We start from the raw sequence: 15,932 nt of genomic DNA on the forward strand, positions 1-15,932 counted from the left end.
GTCCTCGCCCTTCGACAAGCTCAGGGTGAGGACGACTTTGGGCGCTCCAGTAGAAACCTCACCCTGAGCCTGTCGAAGGGCGAGGTTTCGGCCCCTCAGCCCGTCGCCATGTCGAACAGCGCGTCCCGCACCACGTCCGGCCGTTCCATCGGCAGGAAGTGGCTCGTCCCCTCGACCGTCTCGATCCGGACGGCCTTGCCCCGTCGCGCGAAACCGTCGCCGGCCCGGCAGGTGGAGTGCTTCTCGGCCTTGAGGATCCGCAGCGGCGCCTGGACCTGCCGCACCGCGCGCCACGGGTCGTGGGCCTGGGCGGCGTAGTTGGAGGCCTCCCACGCGGGCGCGCAGGCCAGTTCGACCTTGCCGTCCTCGCGCTCGACGAAGCCGCCGGCGACATAGTCGGCCAGCATCGTCTCGGGCCAGGTCTTGAAGGCGCCGCGGCCCTTGTAGCCGGCGAACACCTGCTCGCGGTCGTCGAACACCGCCCGGCGGCGCAGGGCCGACTGGACCAGCGGCATTTGCTTCCAGAGGCGGCCCGAGGTCCACGGGGCCTTGGCGTAGAGGGTCGCCAGCCAGGGCATGATCACCGGATCCAGCAGGACCAGGCCCTTGACCCGATCCGGGCGTTCGGCGGCGGCCAGCAGGCTGACCGTGCCGCCCATCGAGTGGCCGGCCAGAACGAGCGGCGGACCGTCCAAGGCGTCCAGCAGACTGACGAGATCGTCCCGCAGATCCTTCCACGAGCGGCGGCCGTCGGGATTGGCCGGAAGCGTCGTGCCGCCGTGACCGCGCTGGTCGATGGCCAGGATCCGCAAGGCGCCGGCCAGGGGCGAGAGCAGCACGCGATAGGTCTGGGCGTTGAAGCCGTTGGCGTGGACGAAGACCACGTCGATCGGACGGTCCTCGGGACCGAACTCCAGGCCCGCGATCTCGCCGCCGGCCACCGCCACGACGCGCTTTCGGGGTTCACGAAAGACCGCCGCGTCCATGAGCGTGGCTCCTCAAGAGTAATCGGCCGTAAGGTAGGCTTCCCGACCCGCGCCGTCCATGGAGCCCATAAATGAAAGCGAACGGGAATGAATAAGCTCGCGACCATCGGCTACGAGACCGACACCCAAGGCGGCATGATCGACCGGCTGAAGGCGGCGGAGGTCGAGCTGGTCGTCGATGTTCGCGCCGTCGCCAGCTCGCGCAAGGCGGGGTTCTCCAAGACCCTGCTGGGCAATAGCCTCAAGGACCAGGGCATCGACTATCTGCACCTGCAGCCCCTGGGCACGCCCAAGCCGGGCCGTGAGGCCGCGCGCGCGGGCCGGATCGACGAGATGCGCCGCATCTTCGACGCCCACCTGGAGGAGCCCGCCGCCGTGCTGGCCCTGGCCCAGGCGACGGAGCTGGCCAAGGAACGACGGATCGCCCTGCTCTGCTACGAGGACGATCCCAACTGCTGCCACCGCACGATCGTGGCGAACCGCATCCGCGAGGCGCTGAAGTGCGAGGTGGTGAACCTCTAGGGCGCCTCGCCCATCGCCTCGTAGTGCCGGACGGTCGGCTCCATCTCCAGCAGGTAGTCGGCGTCGAAGGCGTAGTACTTGGCCCGCGCCACGTCCTCGCCGGCGAAGGCGTGGATGGCGGCCAGGTCGGTCCAGAAGGTCAGCATCTCGACGTGGACGATGTCGCCTTCCGGACGGCTCAGCGCCCAGGCCCCGAGATTGCCGGGGGTCTTGCGATAGTCGGGGATCGCGACGTCGCGCATCAGGTCCAGATAGGCGGCGGCCTTGGCGGCCGGCACGCGGCCATGCCAGTTGCGGACGATCATCGAAGCCTCCCGGTAACGGAGCGCGCCTTGGCGCGCTCCGTACACATGGGTCAGGCCTGGGTCAGTTGCCACTCGCCGCGGGTGTCCTTGCAGGCGCTGTAGCGCTGCACCGAGGAGCCCTGGCCGCCGCCGGCCACCGAGGCGTCGATCACGCGGCAGCTGGCGATGCTCGTCCCCGACGGACGCACCAGCGAGGCGGCCGCGTAGCCGACGCCGAAGCCGCTGCGGCCGACCAGCACCCAGCCGCCCGTCGGGGCCAGGCCCAGGGCATCAAAGGTCTCGCCGGCGGCCAGCTTGCCGACCACCGCGCTCTTGGTCGACGGACCGGCGCGCAGGTTCACGGTCGAGGCGGCCGAATAGGCGCCGCCCGTGGCCTCGTAGCTGGGCAGGCTCTGCACGCCCTGGGCGTAGCGGATGTTGCGGCCGTCGATTGGCGGGCCGTAGCTGGACGAGACCACGTTGATGCGGCCCGAATTGCCGGTGCGGCTGTTGGTCCAGGTCTGGGCGACGCCGGTTTCCAGAGCCTTCTTGGTGGCCTGTTCGGCCAGGTTGGCGTCCGTCGTCTGCATGCGGCAGCCGATATAGGCCCCCGCCGCCGCGCCGGCGGCCGCGCCGACCAGGGCTCCGATGGTCTTCTCGTTCTTGGCGACCTTGCTGCCCAGCAGCGCGCCAGCGGCCGCGCCGATCAGGGCTCCGCCTTCCTGCTTCTTGCCCGAGCCCTCGCACGAGAAGATGCCGCCCAGCGGCTTGGATTGGGCCAGCGCGGGCGCCGGCGCGACCAGGCTGGAGCCGATCACGGCGGCGATGGCCAGGGCGGTTGCGGGAGTCTTGCGGGTGGTCATGTCGGAAATTCCTCTTCCGTCGGGTCAGTGTTGTCGCCGCTCCCGCCCCGACCGATAGTCTCGGGGCAACGACAAAGGGAGGCCGGCATGAGCAACCACGATCAGGCGGACTATAGCTGTTTCAAGGTCGAGATCGAGGCCGGCGTCGCTCATATCCAGTTGAAGCGGCCCGAAGCCATGAACACCATGACACGGCCGTTCTGGAACGAGCTTCCCTCAATTGTAAAACATATTGACGATAACGCCCTGGCCCGCTGCATCGTCATCTCCTCGACCGGCAAGCACTTCAGTGCGGGCATGGATCTTTCGGTGTTCACCGACGGCGAGGGCGTTACCGCTACCCGTGACGGCGACCGCTGGGTGGCGGCCGAGAGCTTCCGCCGCTTCGTGCACGTGCTGCAGGACAGCTTCAGCTGCCTGGACAAGGCCCGCATGCCGGTGATCATCGCCATCCAGGGCGGCTGTATCGGCGGGGCGGTCGATTTCGTCAGCGCCTGCGACATCCGCTACGCCAGCGCCGACGCCTTCTTCCAGATCCAGGAGATCAACATCGGCATGACCGCCGACGTCGGCACCTTCCCGCGCCTGTGCGAGCTGATCCCCGAGGGCTGGGTGCGGGAGCTGGCCTATACGGGCCGCCGCCTGCCGGCCCAGCGCGCCAAGGAGATCGGCCTCGTCAACGAGGTGTTCGACACCCACGAGGCGCTGGTCGACCACGCCCTGGCCACCGCCCGCGAGATCGCCGAGAAGTCGCCGCTGGCCGTGGCCGGCAGCAAGGTGATGATCAACTACGCCCGCGACCACAGCATCGCCGACGCCCTGGACTACATCGCGACGTGGCAGACGGGGATGTTCTCGGGCCCGCACATGGCGGAGGCATTCACCGCCAAGGCGCAGAAGCGGGACGCGGTGTATCCGGACCTGCTGCCGCTGAAGAAGTCGATGTGAGAGATTGAAACCCTCTCTCTATGAGAGAGGGTTTCCGGTCAGCGCCTCACTCGTAAGCGAACTTCATCGGCGTAACCGCCGCCGGAAGGCAGCTGCGGTCGACCGGCTTGGTCGGGTCCTGGAAGAAGGCGCGGATCATCTTGCGGGCGCAGGGGCTGCCGCGGCTGACGCCGTGGGTGGCGTTGGTGACGATCACGACCTGCGAGCCCTGATAGCCCTTGGCGGCGGCGCGGGTCAGGTCCGGTGGGCAGCCGGGGTCGATCTCGGCGGCCAGGAACAGGGTCGGGATGGCGGTCTTGACCGGGGCCTGTTCGGCCTTGGAGATCGGGCCGACATCGACGCCCTTGCAGACGTCGTGGATGCGCTGCATCGACACCACCATCAGGCGGGCGACCGGGTCGTTCTGCGTGCCGTCCGCGACGGCGGCGCGGCTTTCGAAGGGGATCTCTTCCTTGCACAGGTGGGTCATGAACTGGCCCTCGCTGTAGTAGTCGCGGCTCTCGACGAACTCCTGCACCGGCGACAGGTCGCCCTGGATGATCTTCCAGAGGTCACGCGGCAGCACGCCGGCCGTGAAATAGCTGGCGTCCATCAGGTAGCCGCCCAGGTCGTCGGCCGTGTAGGTCTTGCCGCCCACGGTCTGCGGACCGGCCAGGAAGCGCTCGGCGACGACGGCCAGCTTGGCCTTCAGGTCGGGATAGCGCTTGGCGCACTCGGCCACGACCGCGCACTTGGCCATGACGATGTCGATCGAGGTCGAGACCATGGCCGGGCCGCCGACGGTCCAGTCGGCCTCGGGCGGCCAGGGCGAGTCCTGGACCACCGCCCGCACGCCTTGCGGCGCGTGCGTCTGGATCGCCGCCTCGATGCGGGTGCCATACGAGCCGCCGAACAGGTCGATCAGCGGCAGCTTCAGCAGCTTGCGCAGGTCCTGGACGTCCTGGGCCACCTCGACGGCGTTGTAGCGCGACAGGTTCACGCCCTTGGCCTGGAAAGCCTTCATGCAGGCGACGATGGCGTCGGCGTCCTTCGGCGAGGGCGGGCCGGCGTCGGTCAGGTTGGCGCCGGGGCAGTCCAGGTTCGGGTCCGACTGCCCACCGCCGCGCTGGTCGATGAAGATCCAGTCCTGGTCGACGGCGACGAATTCGCGCGAGGCCTTGCTCTTCAGCATGCGCGGCAGGCCGCCCAGGGCCGAGCCGCCGGGACCGCCGTGCAGGTAGACCACCGGCGGCAGACCGGCCTTGGGCTCGCTGGCGCGGACGATGGCGACGGCCACCTTGATGCGGCGGCTCTTGGGATCACCGCGCGTCTCGTCGACGATCAGGTTCCCGCACTCGACCTTCAGGCCGGTGTCCTTGTAGTCGCCCGCGCAAGCGCCCGGCTTGAATTGCGGCGCGGCGGCGTGGGCGTTCCCGGCCAGGGTGGCGAGGGCCAAGGCGCCGGCGGCGGCGATCCAGGACAGACGCGACATAGAAGACTCCTGCGTTCGCGCGCATCAACACCAAGGTTAATGCTCACCGCAAGGCTTCGTTGGAAAAGAGAGGTCTCAGGCCGCCGGTTTCGGGGGCATTTCCGCCCCCGTCAAGTCCGCGCCGTCCAGCTTGGCGCGCGACAGGTCCGCCTCGAGGAAGCGGGCGCGCGGGGCGCTGGCGCCGCGCAGATTGGCGCCGCGCAGGTTGGCGCGGGTCAGGTCGGTGCGGATGACGCGGTCCTCGCCGATCTTCAGCGGACCCAGCTTGGCGTTGGTCAGGTCGGCCCGGGCCAGCTGGGCGTCGACGAGACGCGCGCCGCGCAGATCCGCGCCCTTCAGCTTGGCCCCGCGCAGGTCCGCGCCGGCGAGATTGGCGCCCTGCAGCTGGGCGTCTTCCATGTCCATGCCGAAGAACACGGCCTTGGGCGCGGAGAGGCCGCTGAGGCGACGGCCCTTGAGGCGGCGCAGCGGACGGAAGTCGACCTCGGCCAGGCTGCCGACCTTGCCTTCGCGGCCGTCGGATTTGCAGAACAGCTCGTGGGATTCCAGCACGTCGTTCAGCGGCAGGTCGTCGACATAGATGATCGGCGGCGGCGCGCGCAGCACCTCGGTCAGGTCGGCGTCGGTCAGGTCCGCGCCGCTGACATCGACGCCCACCATCACGGCCCGGCGTAGAGAGACATGCGACATGGAGGCGTTGTGCAGGTTGGCGCCCGACAGGTTCACCCCGTCCATGCAGGCGTTGGTCAGCTTCGCGCCCTGCAGGGTGACGTTCGAGAGGTCGGCGTCGGTGAAGTCGGCCTTGCGGGCGAAGGCGCCGGACATCTGCGCGCCCTGCAGGTTGGCCCCCTGCAGCATGGCGTAGTCCAGTTCGCCCGGGCGCTTGGAATGCTCCAGGATGCGCAGGCCCTTGTCCTCGTCCTGCACGGCGGTGACGCCCTCACGCAGGTCGCAATTGGCCAGGTTCGCCCCGCCCAGATTGGCGCCGCGCAGGCAGGCCCCGCGCATGTCGCAGCGCGAGAGATCGGCCTCGCGCAGGTCGGCGTCGCGCAGGTCGGTGCCGTAAAGGGTGGCGCGCGTCAGCTTGGTCCCGCGCAGCGAGGCCCCGCCCATCAGGGCGCCGGTGAAGTCGGCCTCCGACAGGTCGGCGCCGTCGAAGTCGTAGTTGTTGAGGTTCACGTACTGCAGCACCGCCCGGCGGCCCTGCGGCACGCCCTTCAGGTAACGCGCATGCGCTTCCACGGCCTCACGCACCACGGAGGCGTGCAGGTTGCGGATCAGGCTCGGTCGTGATGACGAAGCAGGCGGCATGAGCAGGCGGAGGACGCTTTGGCTGGAGGAACGGGAACGTCCGAGGACCTTGCCACGTCAGCCTTAAGCAACCGTTCAGACCGCGACCGAAAGTCGCAGAACGCGTTCGACGATCGCCGCTCGCGCCTTTCCCTAGAGCCAACCCTTGCGTCGGAACCACAGGAACGGCGCGGCGGCGGCCAGAATCATCATGCCGATGGCCATGGGATAGCCTTCCAGCCATTGCAGCTCGGGCATGTGCACGAAGTTCATGCCGTAGATCCCCGCGATCAGGGTCGGGGGCATCAGGACCACCGAGAAGACCGAGAACACCTTGAAGATCGAGTTCTGCTCGATGTTGATCAGGCCGAGCGCCGCGTCGAGCAGGAAGGTGATGTTGCCGGCCAGGTAGCTGGAGTGGTCGGTGATCGACTGGACGTCGCGCTGCAGCGATTTCAGGTGATCGCGCAGGTCCTTGGAGCCGTCGAACTGGTCGGCCAGGGCCGCGAAGCTGAGCAGGCGGGCCAGGCTGACCAGGCTGTCGCGGGCCTTGGCGTTGACGTTCTGGGCCCGGCCGAGGCGGTTGAGGATCTGCTCGAAGGCCGCGCCGCGTGGGCGGCCGAAGATGGTGCGGGACTGCACCTCGACCTCGGCGGCGGTGCGCTCGAGGATGTCGGCGGTGCGGTCGACAATGGCGTCCAGCAGGCCCAGGAACGTCTGCAGGCCGTTCGGGCACAGGCTGGGCTGGCGCTCGGCCTGGGCGGCGAACACCGCGAAGGCGCGCGGCTCGACATAGCGGATGGTGACCAGGGTCTGGCCGTGCAGCACGAAGGTGACCGGCGCGGCCGTGGGCAGCTCGCCGTCAGCGTTGACCAGGATGGTGGCGGTCATGAACGTGCCGCCGTCCTCCTGATAGAGGCGCGAGGAGGCCTCGATCTCGGCCATCTCCTCGCGGGTGGGCAGTAGCAGGCCGATCGATTGCTCGACGGCGACTTCCTCGGCGCGGGTGGGGTCGACCAGCTCGATCCAGACGGCGTCGGACGGCACGCGCCAGTCGGGCGACAGGCCGCCGTGCTCGAAGCCGGGCGCGCCGTGACGGAGAACTCTCAGCATGGTCGCGCCCTTGAGCCTGTCCGAGGGACAGGCTCACCCCTCAAGACCCGCGTTTGGCGGCGAAACCGCACACACTTTCGCCTAACGCGCTGCGGATCGGGTGTGCCCCGGCCCGCGACTAAGGTCAACGCGCTGAAATCAGCGCGGCGCGGCTTGCTTGTTGGTCGTGTCGTTCGACGACGAGGCGCCACCGCCGGCGGCGGCTTCGATCAGGGCGGCGATCCGGTCGGTCGACTCGGCGGCCTGGCCGATGATGTCCAGCGGCGAGGAACGAACCGAAGCGGCGACCTGGTTGGCGGCCTGCTTGGCGGCCGAGACCACCGCGTTCTGGGCCATGGCGATCTTGCTGGTCGCGACGGCGATCGTGGTCGCCTGGGCGTCCTGGTAGATGAAGCCGTTGGTCGGATAGACGCTGGTGCCGAGATCGCGGATCGGGTCGTACCAGACCTTGACCTGCGTCCAGTCGCCGTTGGGCGAGACGTCGACGACGGTGACGTCCTTTTCGATCTGGCCGCGATCGCCTTCGATGATCGACCAGTTGGCGTGGGTCACCTGGATGACCCGGTCGGTCAGCACCTGGCTGACGAAGGCCACGTGACCGAGATTCATGCGAGCGGTAGGCTTGAACGAAAGAACGGAGCCGATCTTCGGGGTCGAACCGGTGTCATACTTGCCGGCGGCTTGCGACCACCACGTACGGGCGTCGCCAAAGATCTGGATGCCCGACATCAGACGGGCGAACGGCACGCACTGCCAATAGCCGTCAGCACTGGCCGTCACCGGCGCAAAGCTGATCATGGCGGCAGCGGCCAGGGAACCCAACAGGGCCCTTGTCCGTTTCGTCATGCTGTGGGTACTCCCCCGCGTCACTGGGCTAAGGGATAACCTTGCCAGGAAGACGTGAAAAGAGTGTTTATGTCGCACCCGTAATGGCCAAGCGCTGCTGTTTCCAGCCCCTTGACCAAGACTTCATGCGCTCGCGGCACGGGCTTTCGATGATGTGATACGAAAGCGCCGAGAGCGGGATCAATGCCGCGACAATAGCGACCCAGATCAAAAGCGGAAGCTTATCTCCCGAGATGTTGAAGACCTTGCTGGCGGCATTGATCGCCAGGATCTTCCACGGAATGCAGATCATATAGGTCGAGTAACTGATCTCGCCGAGATAAACAAAGACGCCCTGTCCAGCAAACTCGTAACCGGCCTGCGCGAGGCTCGCGAGGGCGAAAATAAATGCTCCCAAAAGCATCACGATCACCAGATCGGGTGCGCCAAATTGCACCGCGGCGACCACGCAGAGCCCCGCGAGGACGGCCGCGTAACCGCTGAGTCGGCTGGGGAATCGGCCCGAGCGCCACAGGGCGTGCAGGGCGCAGCCATAGGCGAAGCACGGCACGATGCGCAGCGCGCCCCACTGGATGGTGGCGTCGGTCAGTGGGAACCCGGCCAGGGCCTGGAAGGTCGGATAGAGCACGGCGATGAAGGCCAGGGCGCCCAGCACGGCCGCGATCGGGCGCCGGCGCAGCTTCCACGCGGCGAAGGCGAAGGCCGGGAAGCTCAGATAGGCGAACCACTCCGCCGAGATCGACCACGAGGCGTGGTTCCAGCCCGACACGGGCGCGAAGCCCCAGGCGTGGACCAGCAGAAGATTGGCCGGCAGGGCCTTCCACGACAGGATGTTGGGATCGACCGCCATGCCGGCGACCGTGGCGACCACGGCCATGGCGCCGACGCCGACCAGGGTGGCCAAGTGCAGCGGATAGACCCGCGCCAGCCGGTTCCACAGGAAGTCGCCATAGCGGAAGCGGCCTTCGCCGAACCCGCTGAGATAGACGTGGCAGAGGATGAAGCCCGACAGGGTGAAGAAGGCCTCGACGCCCAGATAGCCCTTGGCGGCGATGGCCGGCGTGAAACCGACATCCAGCTTGGGCCAGTAGTGGAACATCACCACCCAGAAGGCGGCGAAGAACCGAAGGGCGGTCAGGGGCTTTACGTGGGCGGCGTCGGGCATGGACTCGTCCTCCAGCGCCGCCTCTGAAACCTTAAGGGGTCTCGACAAGCGCGGCGTTTGACCCCCATCTCACACCTTCACGGTTTCGAGCGGGGAGGCTCGGAGCCAAAATCTAGTGATAACCGATGAACGAACTCCTTAGCCTTGCGGTCGACCCAGCCGCCTGGGCCGCCTTGATCACGCTTGTCGTGATGGAAGTGGTCCTTGGGATCGACAACCTGGTCTTTATTTCCATTCTTTCGAACAAGCTGCCGCCGGAACATCGTCAGAGGGTGCGCCGGATCGGTATCTCGTTGGCGCTGATCATGCGCCTCGTCCTGCTGTCGACCATCGCCTTCATCGTCGGCCTGACCGCCCCGGTCTTCAACCTGGGCATCGTCGGTCCGGTGGGCGCGCATGGCGAGCCCGGCTTCGAGACCGCCTTCTCGTGGCGTGACCTGATCCTGATCGCCGGCGGCGTCTTCCTGATCTGGAAGGCGACCAAGGAGATCCACCACACCGTCGACCCGGCCAAGGGCGACGAACTGCTGGAGAAGGACAAGGCGACGATCGTGATCTCCAACGTCGGCGCGGCGATCTTCCAGATCATCCTGCTGGACCTGGTGTTCTCGATCGACTCGATCCTGACCGCCGTCGGCATGACCGACCACCTGCCAATCATGGTCGCGGCCGTGATCATCGCGGTGGCGGCGATGATGCTGGCCGCCGATCCGCTGGCCAACTTCATCAACGACAACCCGACCGTGGTCATGCTGGCCCTGGGCTTCCTGCTCATGATCGGCACGGTCCTGATCGCCGAGGGCTTCGGCGCCCACGTGCCGAAGGGCTACATCTACACGGCCATGGCCTTCTCGGCCGGGGTCGAGGGCCTGAACATGCTGGCGCGAAAGCGCGGGGCGAAGAAGGACCACTAGGTCCGCAACGAGCCCCTACTTCTGACGTTTGGAGCGTGGTAGTCGCGGAACCCCCGCGACGACCACGTTTCCAGGCTCAGATGACCTCGCAGACCTTCACCGATACCGAGCGCCGCACGACGCTGGCGGCGCTGATGATCGTGTTCCTGCTCAGCGCGCTGGACCAGACGATCGTGTCCACGGCCATGCCGCGGATCATCTCCGAGCTGAACGGCCTCAATCTCTATTCGTGGGTGACCACGGCCTATCTGCTGACCTCGACGGTGATGGTGCCGATCTGGGGCAAGCTGGGCGACATCTTCGGCCGCAAGCCGGTGCTGATCACCGGCATCTCGATCTTCCTGGCCGGCTCGTGGCTGTCGGGCGTGGCCGGCGAGTTCGGGACCATCCTGGGCATGCCGGGCATGGTGCAGCTGATCGTGTTCCGCGCCCTGCAGGGTATCGGTGGTGGGGCGCTGTTCACCACCGCCTTCGCCATCATCGCCGACCTCTATCCGCCGCGCGAGCGGGGCAAGTTCGCCGGCATCTTCGGTTCGGTGTTCGGCCTGGCCAGCGTGCTGGGCCCCATCATCGGCGGCTATTTCACCGACCACGGCACGGTGCAGATCGGGAGCCATCTGGTCGCCGGCTGGCGCTGGGTGTTCTACGTCAATCTGCCGCTCAGCTTGCTCTCGCTGTTCATGGTCATCGTGAAGATGCCGAAGCTGGAGCATCGCCGCTCGGGCAAGATCGACTTCCTGGGCGCGGCCCTGCTGATCGCCGCCTTCGTGCCGCTGCTGCTGGCGCTGAGCCTGGGCGGCCACAGCTTCGCCTGGAGCTCGCCGCGGAGCCTGGGGCTCTTCGCCCTGGCCGCCGTGTCGCTGGCGCTGTTCGTGTTCGTCGAGACCAAGGTCAGCAACCCGATCGTGCCGATGCACCTGTTCAAGAACCGGGTGTTCACCACGGCCAACATGGCCGGCTTCCTGATCTCCAGCGCCTTCATGGGCGTGGTGATGTTCCTGCCGCTGTTCCTGCAGTTGGGCCGGGGCGTGCCGGCCACGATCAGCGGCATGACCATGCTGCCCCTGATGGGCGGCCTGATCGTCAGCAGCACCATCGCCGGCCAGATGGTCAGCAAGACCGGCAAGTACAAGCCGTTCATGATCACCGGCGCGGTCATCCTGCTGGTCGCGGTGTTCCTACTGCACGACCTGTCGAAGATCCACGGCCTGGGCCTGCTGTGCGGACTGCTGGCCTTCGTGGGCCTGGGCCTGGGTCCCGGCCAGAGCCTGTTCAACATCGCCACCCAGAACGCCGTCGACCCGCGCGACATCGGGGTGGCGACGAGTTCCAACCAGTTCTTCCGCCAGATCGGCTCGACGGTCGGCGCGGCCCTGGCCGGGACCCTGCTGACCGCGCGCCTGGCCAACCTGCCGGGCGGCGGGCTGGACCTCGGCAAGCTGGAAGGCATGGCGGTGAAGGCCGCCGCCTCCGGTCAGGCCGCCCACGCCGATCCGGTGCTGCAGGCGGCCCTGGTCGACGCGGTGAGCGGCGTGATGGTCGCGGCGCTGTTCGTGATCGCGGCGGGCCTGGTGACGATCCTCTTCATCCCCGCCTTGCCCCTGCGCTCGCACCAGCCGGCGGCGGGCGCGCCGGTGCTCGAAAAGGACGAGCCGACGAACACCTAGAGAAATGAGTACGGGTCCACGTCGATCACCACCCGCACCGAGTTCGGGATCTTGGCCCGCGCCCGCCAAGCGGCCATGAAGCCCTGCAGGTCGACGGTGCGATCGGCCCGGACCAGGAACCGCTTGCGGCGACGGCCACGCACGATGGCCAGGGGCGCGTCGGCGGGGCCGAACACCTCGACCCCCTCGGCGTTGGGGATCACGGCGGCCAGGGCCTCGACATAGGCGTCCAGCGCCTCGCCATCGGGGCCCGAAGCGATCACCGCCGCCAGGCGTCCGTAGGGCGGCAGGCCTGCGTCCTGGCGCATCGACATCTCGGCCTCGACGAAGGCGTCGCGATCCTGGGCCTTCAGGGCCTGCATGACCGCGTGCTCCGGGGAGTAGGTCTGCAGCAGCGCCCGGCCCGTTTTCTCGTGGCGGCCCGCGCGACCGGCGGCCTGGGCCAGCAGCTGGAAGGTTCGCTCGCCCGCCCGCAGGTCGCCGCCCCGCAAGCTGAGGTCCGCATCGACCACGCCCACCAGGGTCAGGTTCGGGAAGTTGTGGCCCTTGGCCGCCGCCTGGGTGGCGACCAGGATGTCGATCTCGCCGGCCGCCATGGTCTCGACCAGGGTCCGCGCGGCTTCGGCATCCATCACCGTATCGGACGAGAACACGGCGATCCGTGCATCGGGGAAGATGTGCCGCGCCTCCTCCTCGACCCGCTCCACGCCGGGGCCGATCGAGACGAGGCTGTCCTTGGCCCCGCAGTGCGGGCAGACCTCCGGCTTCTTCATCGAGAAGCCGGTCAGGTGGCAGACCAGCCGCCCGGTGTAGCGGTGCTCGACCAGCCAGCTGTCGGTGTCGGGCGACTTCATCTTCTCGCCGCAGGACCGACAGAGGACCAGCGGCGCATAGCCCCGCCGGTTCAGGAACAGCATGGCCTGCTCGCCGCGTTGCAGCGTCACGGCCATGGCTTTGATCAGCGGCGGCGACAGCCAGCGGCCGGGCTCCGGCGGGGTCTGGCGCATGTCGACGAGGTCGATGTCAGGCAGCTGCGCCGCGCCATGCCGAGCCGACAAGCGCAGCCAGCGGTAGCGGCCGGCCTGGGCGTTGAACAGGCTCTCCAGCGACGGCGTCGCCGAGGCCAAGAGCACGGACGCGCCTTCGATCTTGGCGCGGGCCACGGCCAGGTCCCGGGCCTGATAGATGAAGCCCTCTTCCTGCTTGAACGAGCTGTCGTGCTCCTCGTCGACCACGATCAGGCGCAGCTTCCTGAACGGCAGGAACAGGGCCGAGCGGGCGCCGACGACGATGCGCGCATTGCCGCTGGCCACCGCCTCCCACACCTGCCGACGGCGCGGCGGCGAGACGCCGGAGTGCCACTCGGCCGGCTCGGCGCCGAAGCGCTGCTCGAAGCGGGCCATCACCGCCTGGGTCAGGGCGATCTCGGGCAGCAGCACCAGGACCTGGGCGTCGGGATCGGTAAGGGCCGCCGCCACGGCCTCCAGATAGACCTCGGTCTTGCCCGAGCCGGTCACCCCGTCCAGCAGCGCCGCCTGGAAGCCGCCGGCGTCCAGCATCTGCGTCATCACCTCGACGCAGGCGGCCTGGCCGGGATTGAGCGCGCGCGGCGGCAGGGAGAGGTCCGGCTGCGGCAGGCCACGGTCGGGCTCCACGAAGTCCGCGACCAGAGCGCCCTCGTCGACCAGCCCCTTCACGACGCCGGCCGAGACGCCGGCGGCCGAGGCGAGCGCCGCGCCGGACAGCTTCACGCCCTCGGCGGCGGCCAGCACCTTGAGGCGCGCGGGCGTCATGCGGGCGGGCTGAGTTCCGGTCAGGACCAGCACCTTGTCCGGCTTGGGCGGCGGATGGCGCAGGCCGCGCAGGGCCATGGCCAGGGGCCAGCCGGGCAGATCGACCGAATAACGCGCCGCCCATTCGACAAAGGCCAGCACGCCCGGCGGCAGCGGCGGGTCGTCGACCTTCTCCAGGACAGGCTTCAGCGGCCGGTTGCCGCCGGTCCCGTCGCGCAGGGCGGTGACCACGCCGCGAATCACGCGCGGCCCCAGGGGCACGGTCACGTGGTCGCCGAGGGCGAGCTCCAACCCTTCCGGCTCGGCGTAGTCGAAGGCCTCCGGCAAGGGCATGGGCAGCAGGACGGAGGCGATACGCGGCATGGCGACTTGGTATGTACGCGAAACCGTCCCCAGGTCGAGAGGCGCCAGGCGCGACGTCATCAAGCCGACGTTAACCGACTTACCCCTTCATCGTGACGTTGAGTCTAGGACGGGTGGGACGAGATGAGCGAAGCGACCAAGAAGGCTGTCGATGCGGACAGCGTCCGCGATTTCCTTCGCACCGAGCCGGAGTTCCTGCGCCAGGACGAGCACCTGCTGGGTGAGCTGGGCCTGAAGGTTGCCGGCGACAACGTCATCGACTTCGGCCCTGCCGCCCTGGCCCGCGCCTCGGCCGCCCACAAGCGCGAGGCCAGCGTCCGCCAGGCCATCGAGGAAAACGCCCGCGCCAACTATTCGGCCCAGGCCCAGACCCACGCCGCGGTCATCGACCTGCTGGACGCCCGCAACCACTCCGACCTCGCCCGCCGCGTCGACGAGATGGCGCGCGGCCGCTTCGGCCTGGCCGCCGGCGTCATGGTCCTGGAAGGTCCCACCCGCGTTCCGGCGGGCTGGTACGCCCTGGCGGAGGGTCAGGTCGACATGCTGGCCGGAGACGCCCCCATCGCCCGCATGGGCTTCTTCGCCCCGGCGCTGCCGCTGTTCGGCGAGCAGATGGAAACCATCCGCAGCATGGCCCTGGTCCGCATGGCCATCTGGGAACCGCGCCGCGAGGCCCTGCTGGCCTTCGGCTCGACGGACCCCGAAGGCTTCACCGCCGACATGGGCGCCGAGCTGGTCAACTTCCTGGCCCGCGTGGTCGAGCGCACGGCTGAACGCTGGCCGGTCCTGTGAGCGCGCGCCAGGCATACTCGGCCTGGCTGGACTACCTGACGCTGGAGCGCCGGGCCTCGCCGCGTACGGTGCGGGCCTATGGCGACAACGTCCTGGCCTATCTGAACTTCCTGGAACGGCATCGTGGCGAGAGCGTGAGCCTCGTGGCCATGGGCGAGGTCTCGGCCGCCGACCTGCGCGGCTACCTTGCCTTCCGCCGGCAGGGCGAGGACGCCCTGGCCCCGCGCTCGATCAGTCAGGCGCTGTCGTCGATCCGCGCCTTCCACCGCTATCTCGACCAGCGCCATGGCGTGGCAAACGCCGCCGTCGAGCTGGTGCGCGGTCCTCGCCTGAAGATCGGCCTGCCGCGTCCGGTCTCCGAGGACCAGGCCCGCGACCTGATCACGCAAGCCGCCGACGACACTGAGCGCGAACCCTGGGAAACCGCCCGCGACGAGGCGGTGCTGACCCTGCTGTGGGGCTGTGGACTGCGGATCAGTGAAGCGCTTTCCCTGACCTTCGGCGCCGCGCCGCTGGGGCAGGCGATCCGCATCACCGGCAAGGGCGGCAAGACCCGGATCGTGCCGGTGCTGGACGCCGTCCGCGAGGCGGTGGACGTCTATCTGAACGAGCTGCCGTTCGTGCTGACCGCCGACGAGCCGCTATTCCGCGCCAAGCGGGGCGGCCCCCTGTCGCCGCGCCACGTCCAGGGCCTGGTCCAGACCCTGCGCGGCCGGCTGGGGCTATCGGACCGGGTGACGCCACACGCCTTCCGCCACGCCTTCGCCACCCACCTGCTGGGCGCCGGCGCGGACCTGCGGGCGATCCAGGACCTGCTGGGTCACGCCTCGCTGTCGACGACCCAACGCTACACCCAGGTGGACGCGGCGGGCCTGCTGGCCGCCTACCAGGCCGCGCACCCCAAGGCGTAACGCT

General features: G+C 68.5%; 15 protein-coding genes. 6 read left to right on the top strand and 9 right to left on the bottom strand.

The window, feature by feature from the left end:
- Positions 1 to 95: 95 nt before the first annotated feature.
- Positions 96 to 986: an alpha/beta fold hydrolase gene (locus tag AC07NN_RS16010; RefSeq protein ID WP_494642869.1), complete on the bottom strand. Its 891-nt coding sequence runs from the start codon at positions 984 to 986 to the stop codon at positions 96 to 98.
- An 87-nt stretch (positions 987 to 1,073) separates the two neighbouring features.
- Here AC07NN_RS16010 and AC07NN_RS16015 point away from each other — a divergent pair, with 87 nt between their 5' ends.
- Positions 1,074 to 1,508, top strand: a complete 435-nt coding sequence (locus AC07NN_RS16015) for a DUF488 domain-containing protein (protein WP_494642871.1) — start codon at positions 1,074 to 1,076, stop codon at positions 1,506 to 1,508.
- Here AC07NN_RS16015 and AC07NN_RS16020 read toward each other — a convergent pair.
- Positions 1,505 to 1,813, bottom strand: coding sequence for an antibiotic biosynthesis monooxygenase (locus AC07NN_RS16020; protein ID WP_494642873.1), 309 nt, complete (start codon positions 1,811 to 1,813; stop codon positions 1,505 to 1,507). The two genes, AC07NN_RS16015 and AC07NN_RS16020, sit on opposite strands and share 4 nt — an antisense overlap.
- 50 nt (positions 1,814 to 1,863) lie before the next feature.
- Complete coding sequence (locus tag AC07NN_RS16025; protein WP_494642878.1) at positions 1,864 to 2,655, bottom strand: SH3 domain-containing protein; 792 nt, start codon at positions 2,653 to 2,655, stop codon at positions 1,864 to 1,866.
- An 87-nt stretch (positions 2,656 to 2,742) separates the two neighbouring features.
- On the opposite strand from AC07NN_RS16025, the gene AC07NN_RS16030 reads away from it, so the two are divergent.
- Positions 2,743 to 3,603 (top strand): crotonase/enoyl-CoA hydratase family protein, encoded by an 861-nt coding sequence (locus AC07NN_RS16030; protein WP_494642882.1) that lies wholly within the window; start codon positions 2,743 to 2,745, stop codon positions 3,601 to 3,603.
- Between the two features lie 46 nt (positions 3,604 to 3,649).
- Here the strand turns inward: AC07NN_RS16030 and AC07NN_RS16035 are convergent, their stop codons facing one another.
- The 5 genes from AC07NN_RS16035 to AC07NN_RS16055 all read right to left on the bottom strand — a co-directional run bounded on the left by AC07NN_RS16035 (position 3,650) and on the right by AC07NN_RS16055 (position 9,488).
- Complete coding sequence (locus tag AC07NN_RS16035) at positions 3,650 to 5,074, bottom strand: alpha/beta hydrolase (protein WP_494642884.1); 1,425 nt, start codon at positions 5,072 to 5,074, stop codon at positions 3,650 to 3,652.
- 75 nt (positions 5,075 to 5,149) lie between these two features.
- On the bottom strand, positions 5,150 to 6,385 hold the full coding sequence (locus AC07NN_RS16040; protein WP_494642886.1) for a pentapeptide repeat-containing protein: 1,236 nt from the start codon (positions 6,383 to 6,385) through the stop codon (positions 5,150 to 5,152).
- A 132-nt stretch (positions 6,386 to 6,517) separates the two neighbouring features.
- The gene (locus AC07NN_RS16045) at positions 6,518 to 7,477 is read right to left on the bottom strand and encodes a magnesium transporter CorA family protein (RefSeq protein ID WP_494642888.1); all 960 of its coding nucleotides are present in this window, start codon (positions 7,475 to 7,477) and stop codon (positions 6,518 to 6,520) included.
- Positions 7,478 to 7,615: 138 nt separating this feature from the next.
- Positions 7,616 to 8,323: a CHAP domain-containing protein gene (locus AC07NN_RS16050; protein WP_494642890.1), complete on the bottom strand. Its 708-nt coding sequence runs from the start codon at positions 8,321 to 8,323 to the stop codon at positions 7,616 to 7,618.
- 67 nt (positions 8,324 to 8,390) lie between these two features.
- On the bottom strand, positions 8,391 to 9,488 hold the full coding sequence (locus AC07NN_RS16055; RefSeq protein ID WP_494642892.1) for an acyltransferase family protein: 1,098 nt from the start codon (positions 9,486 to 9,488) through the stop codon (positions 8,391 to 8,393).
- A 125-nt stretch (positions 9,489 to 9,613) separates the two neighbouring features.
- Here AC07NN_RS16055 and AC07NN_RS16060 point away from each other — a divergent pair, with 125 nt between their 5' ends.
- A complete protein-coding gene (locus AC07NN_RS16060) occupies positions 9,614 to 10,402 on the top strand; it encodes a TerC family protein (RefSeq protein WP_494642895.1) in 789 nt (262 codons plus the stop codon).
- Between the two features lie 80 nt (positions 10,403 to 10,482).
- Positions 10,483 to 12,069, top strand: coding sequence for an MDR family MFS transporter (locus tag AC07NN_RS16065; protein ID WP_494642897.1), 1,587 nt, complete (start codon positions 10,483 to 10,485; stop codon positions 12,067 to 12,069).
- Here the strand turns inward: AC07NN_RS16065 and AC07NN_RS16070 are convergent.
- Positions 12,066 to 14,225 (bottom strand): primosomal protein N', encoded by a 2,160-nt coding sequence (locus AC07NN_RS16070; RefSeq protein WP_494642899.1) that lies wholly within the window; start codon positions 14,223 to 14,225, stop codon positions 12,066 to 12,068. The two genes, AC07NN_RS16065 and AC07NN_RS16070, sit on opposite strands and share 4 nt — an antisense overlap.
- A gap of 123 nt (positions 14,226 to 14,348) precedes the next feature.
- Between AC07NN_RS16070 and AC07NN_RS16075 the strand changes: the two genes are divergently transcribed.
- Together AC07NN_RS16075 and AC07NN_RS16080 are read left to right on the top strand one after the other, a co-directional pair.
- Positions 14,349 to 15,017 (top strand): DUF484 family protein, encoded by a 669-nt coding sequence (locus tag AC07NN_RS16075; RefSeq protein ID WP_494642902.1) that lies wholly within the window; start codon positions 14,349 to 14,351, stop codon positions 15,015 to 15,017.
- A complete protein-coding gene (locus tag AC07NN_RS16080; protein WP_494642905.1) occupies positions 15,014 to 15,928 on the top strand; it encodes a tyrosine recombinase XerC in 915 nt (304 codons plus the stop codon). Before AC07NN_RS16075 ends, AC07NN_RS16080 begins: the two co-directional genes overlap by 4 nt.
- Positions 15,929 to 15,932 lie beyond the last annotated feature (4 nt).

Source organism: Caulobacter sp. GW821-FHT09H08, from assembly GCF_059415885.1.

What these genes read in the sequence shown, in the direction of transcription:
- AC07NN_RS16010 (WP_494642869.1), bottom strand. Translation starts at nt 986, where the DNA reads ATGGACGCGGCGGTCTTTCGTGAACCCCGAAAGCGCGTCGTGGCGGTG.
- AC07NN_RS16015 (WP_494642871.1), top strand. Translation starts at nt 1,074, where the DNA reads ATGAATAAGCTCGCGACCATCGGCTACGAGACCGACACCCAAGGCGGC.
- AC07NN_RS16020 (WP_494642873.1), bottom strand. Translation starts at nt 1,813, where the DNA reads ATGATCGTCCGCAACTGGCATGGCCGCGTGCCGGCCGCCAAGGCCGCC.
- AC07NN_RS16025 (WP_494642878.1), bottom strand. Translation starts at nt 2,655, where the DNA reads ATGACCACCCGCAAGACTCCCGCAACCGCCCTGGCCATCGCCGCCGTG.
- AC07NN_RS16030 (WP_494642882.1), top strand. Translation starts at nt 2,743, where the DNA reads ATGAGCAACCACGATCAGGCGGACTATAGCTGTTTCAAGGTCGAGATC.
- AC07NN_RS16035 (WP_494642884.1), bottom strand. Translation starts at nt 5,074, where the DNA reads ATGTCGCGTCTGTCCTGGATCGCCGCCGCCGGCGCCTTGGCCCTCGCC.
- AC07NN_RS16040 (WP_494642886.1), bottom strand. Translation starts at nt 6,385, where the DNA reads ATGCCGCCTGCTTCGTCATCACGACCGAGCCTGATCCGCAACCTGCAC.
- AC07NN_RS16045 (WP_494642888.1), bottom strand. Translation starts at nt 7,477, where the DNA reads ATGCTGAGAGTTCTCCGTCACGGCGCGCCCGGCTTCGAGCACGGCGGC.
- AC07NN_RS16050 (WP_494642890.1), bottom strand. Translation starts at nt 8,323, where the DNA reads ATGACGAAACGGACAAGGGCCCTGTTGGGTTCCCTGGCCGCTGCCGCC.
- AC07NN_RS16055 (WP_494642892.1), bottom strand. Translation starts at nt 9,488, where the DNA reads ATGCCCGACGCCGCCCACGTAAAGCCCCTGACCGCCCTTCGGTTCTTC.
- AC07NN_RS16060 (WP_494642895.1), top strand. Translation starts at nt 9,614, where the DNA reads ATGAACGAACTCCTTAGCCTTGCGGTCGACCCAGCCGCCTGGGCCGCC.
- AC07NN_RS16065 (WP_494642897.1), top strand. Translation starts at nt 10,483, where the DNA reads ATGACCTCGCAGACCTTCACCGATACCGAGCGCCGCACGACGCTGGCG.
- AC07NN_RS16070 (WP_494642899.1), bottom strand. Translation starts at nt 14,225, where the DNA reads ATGCCGCGTATCGCCTCCGTCCTGCTGCCCATGCCCTTGCCGGAGGCC.
- AC07NN_RS16075 (WP_494642902.1), top strand. Translation starts at nt 14,349, where the DNA reads ATGAGCGAAGCGACCAAGAAGGCTGTCGATGCGGACAGCGTCCGCGAT.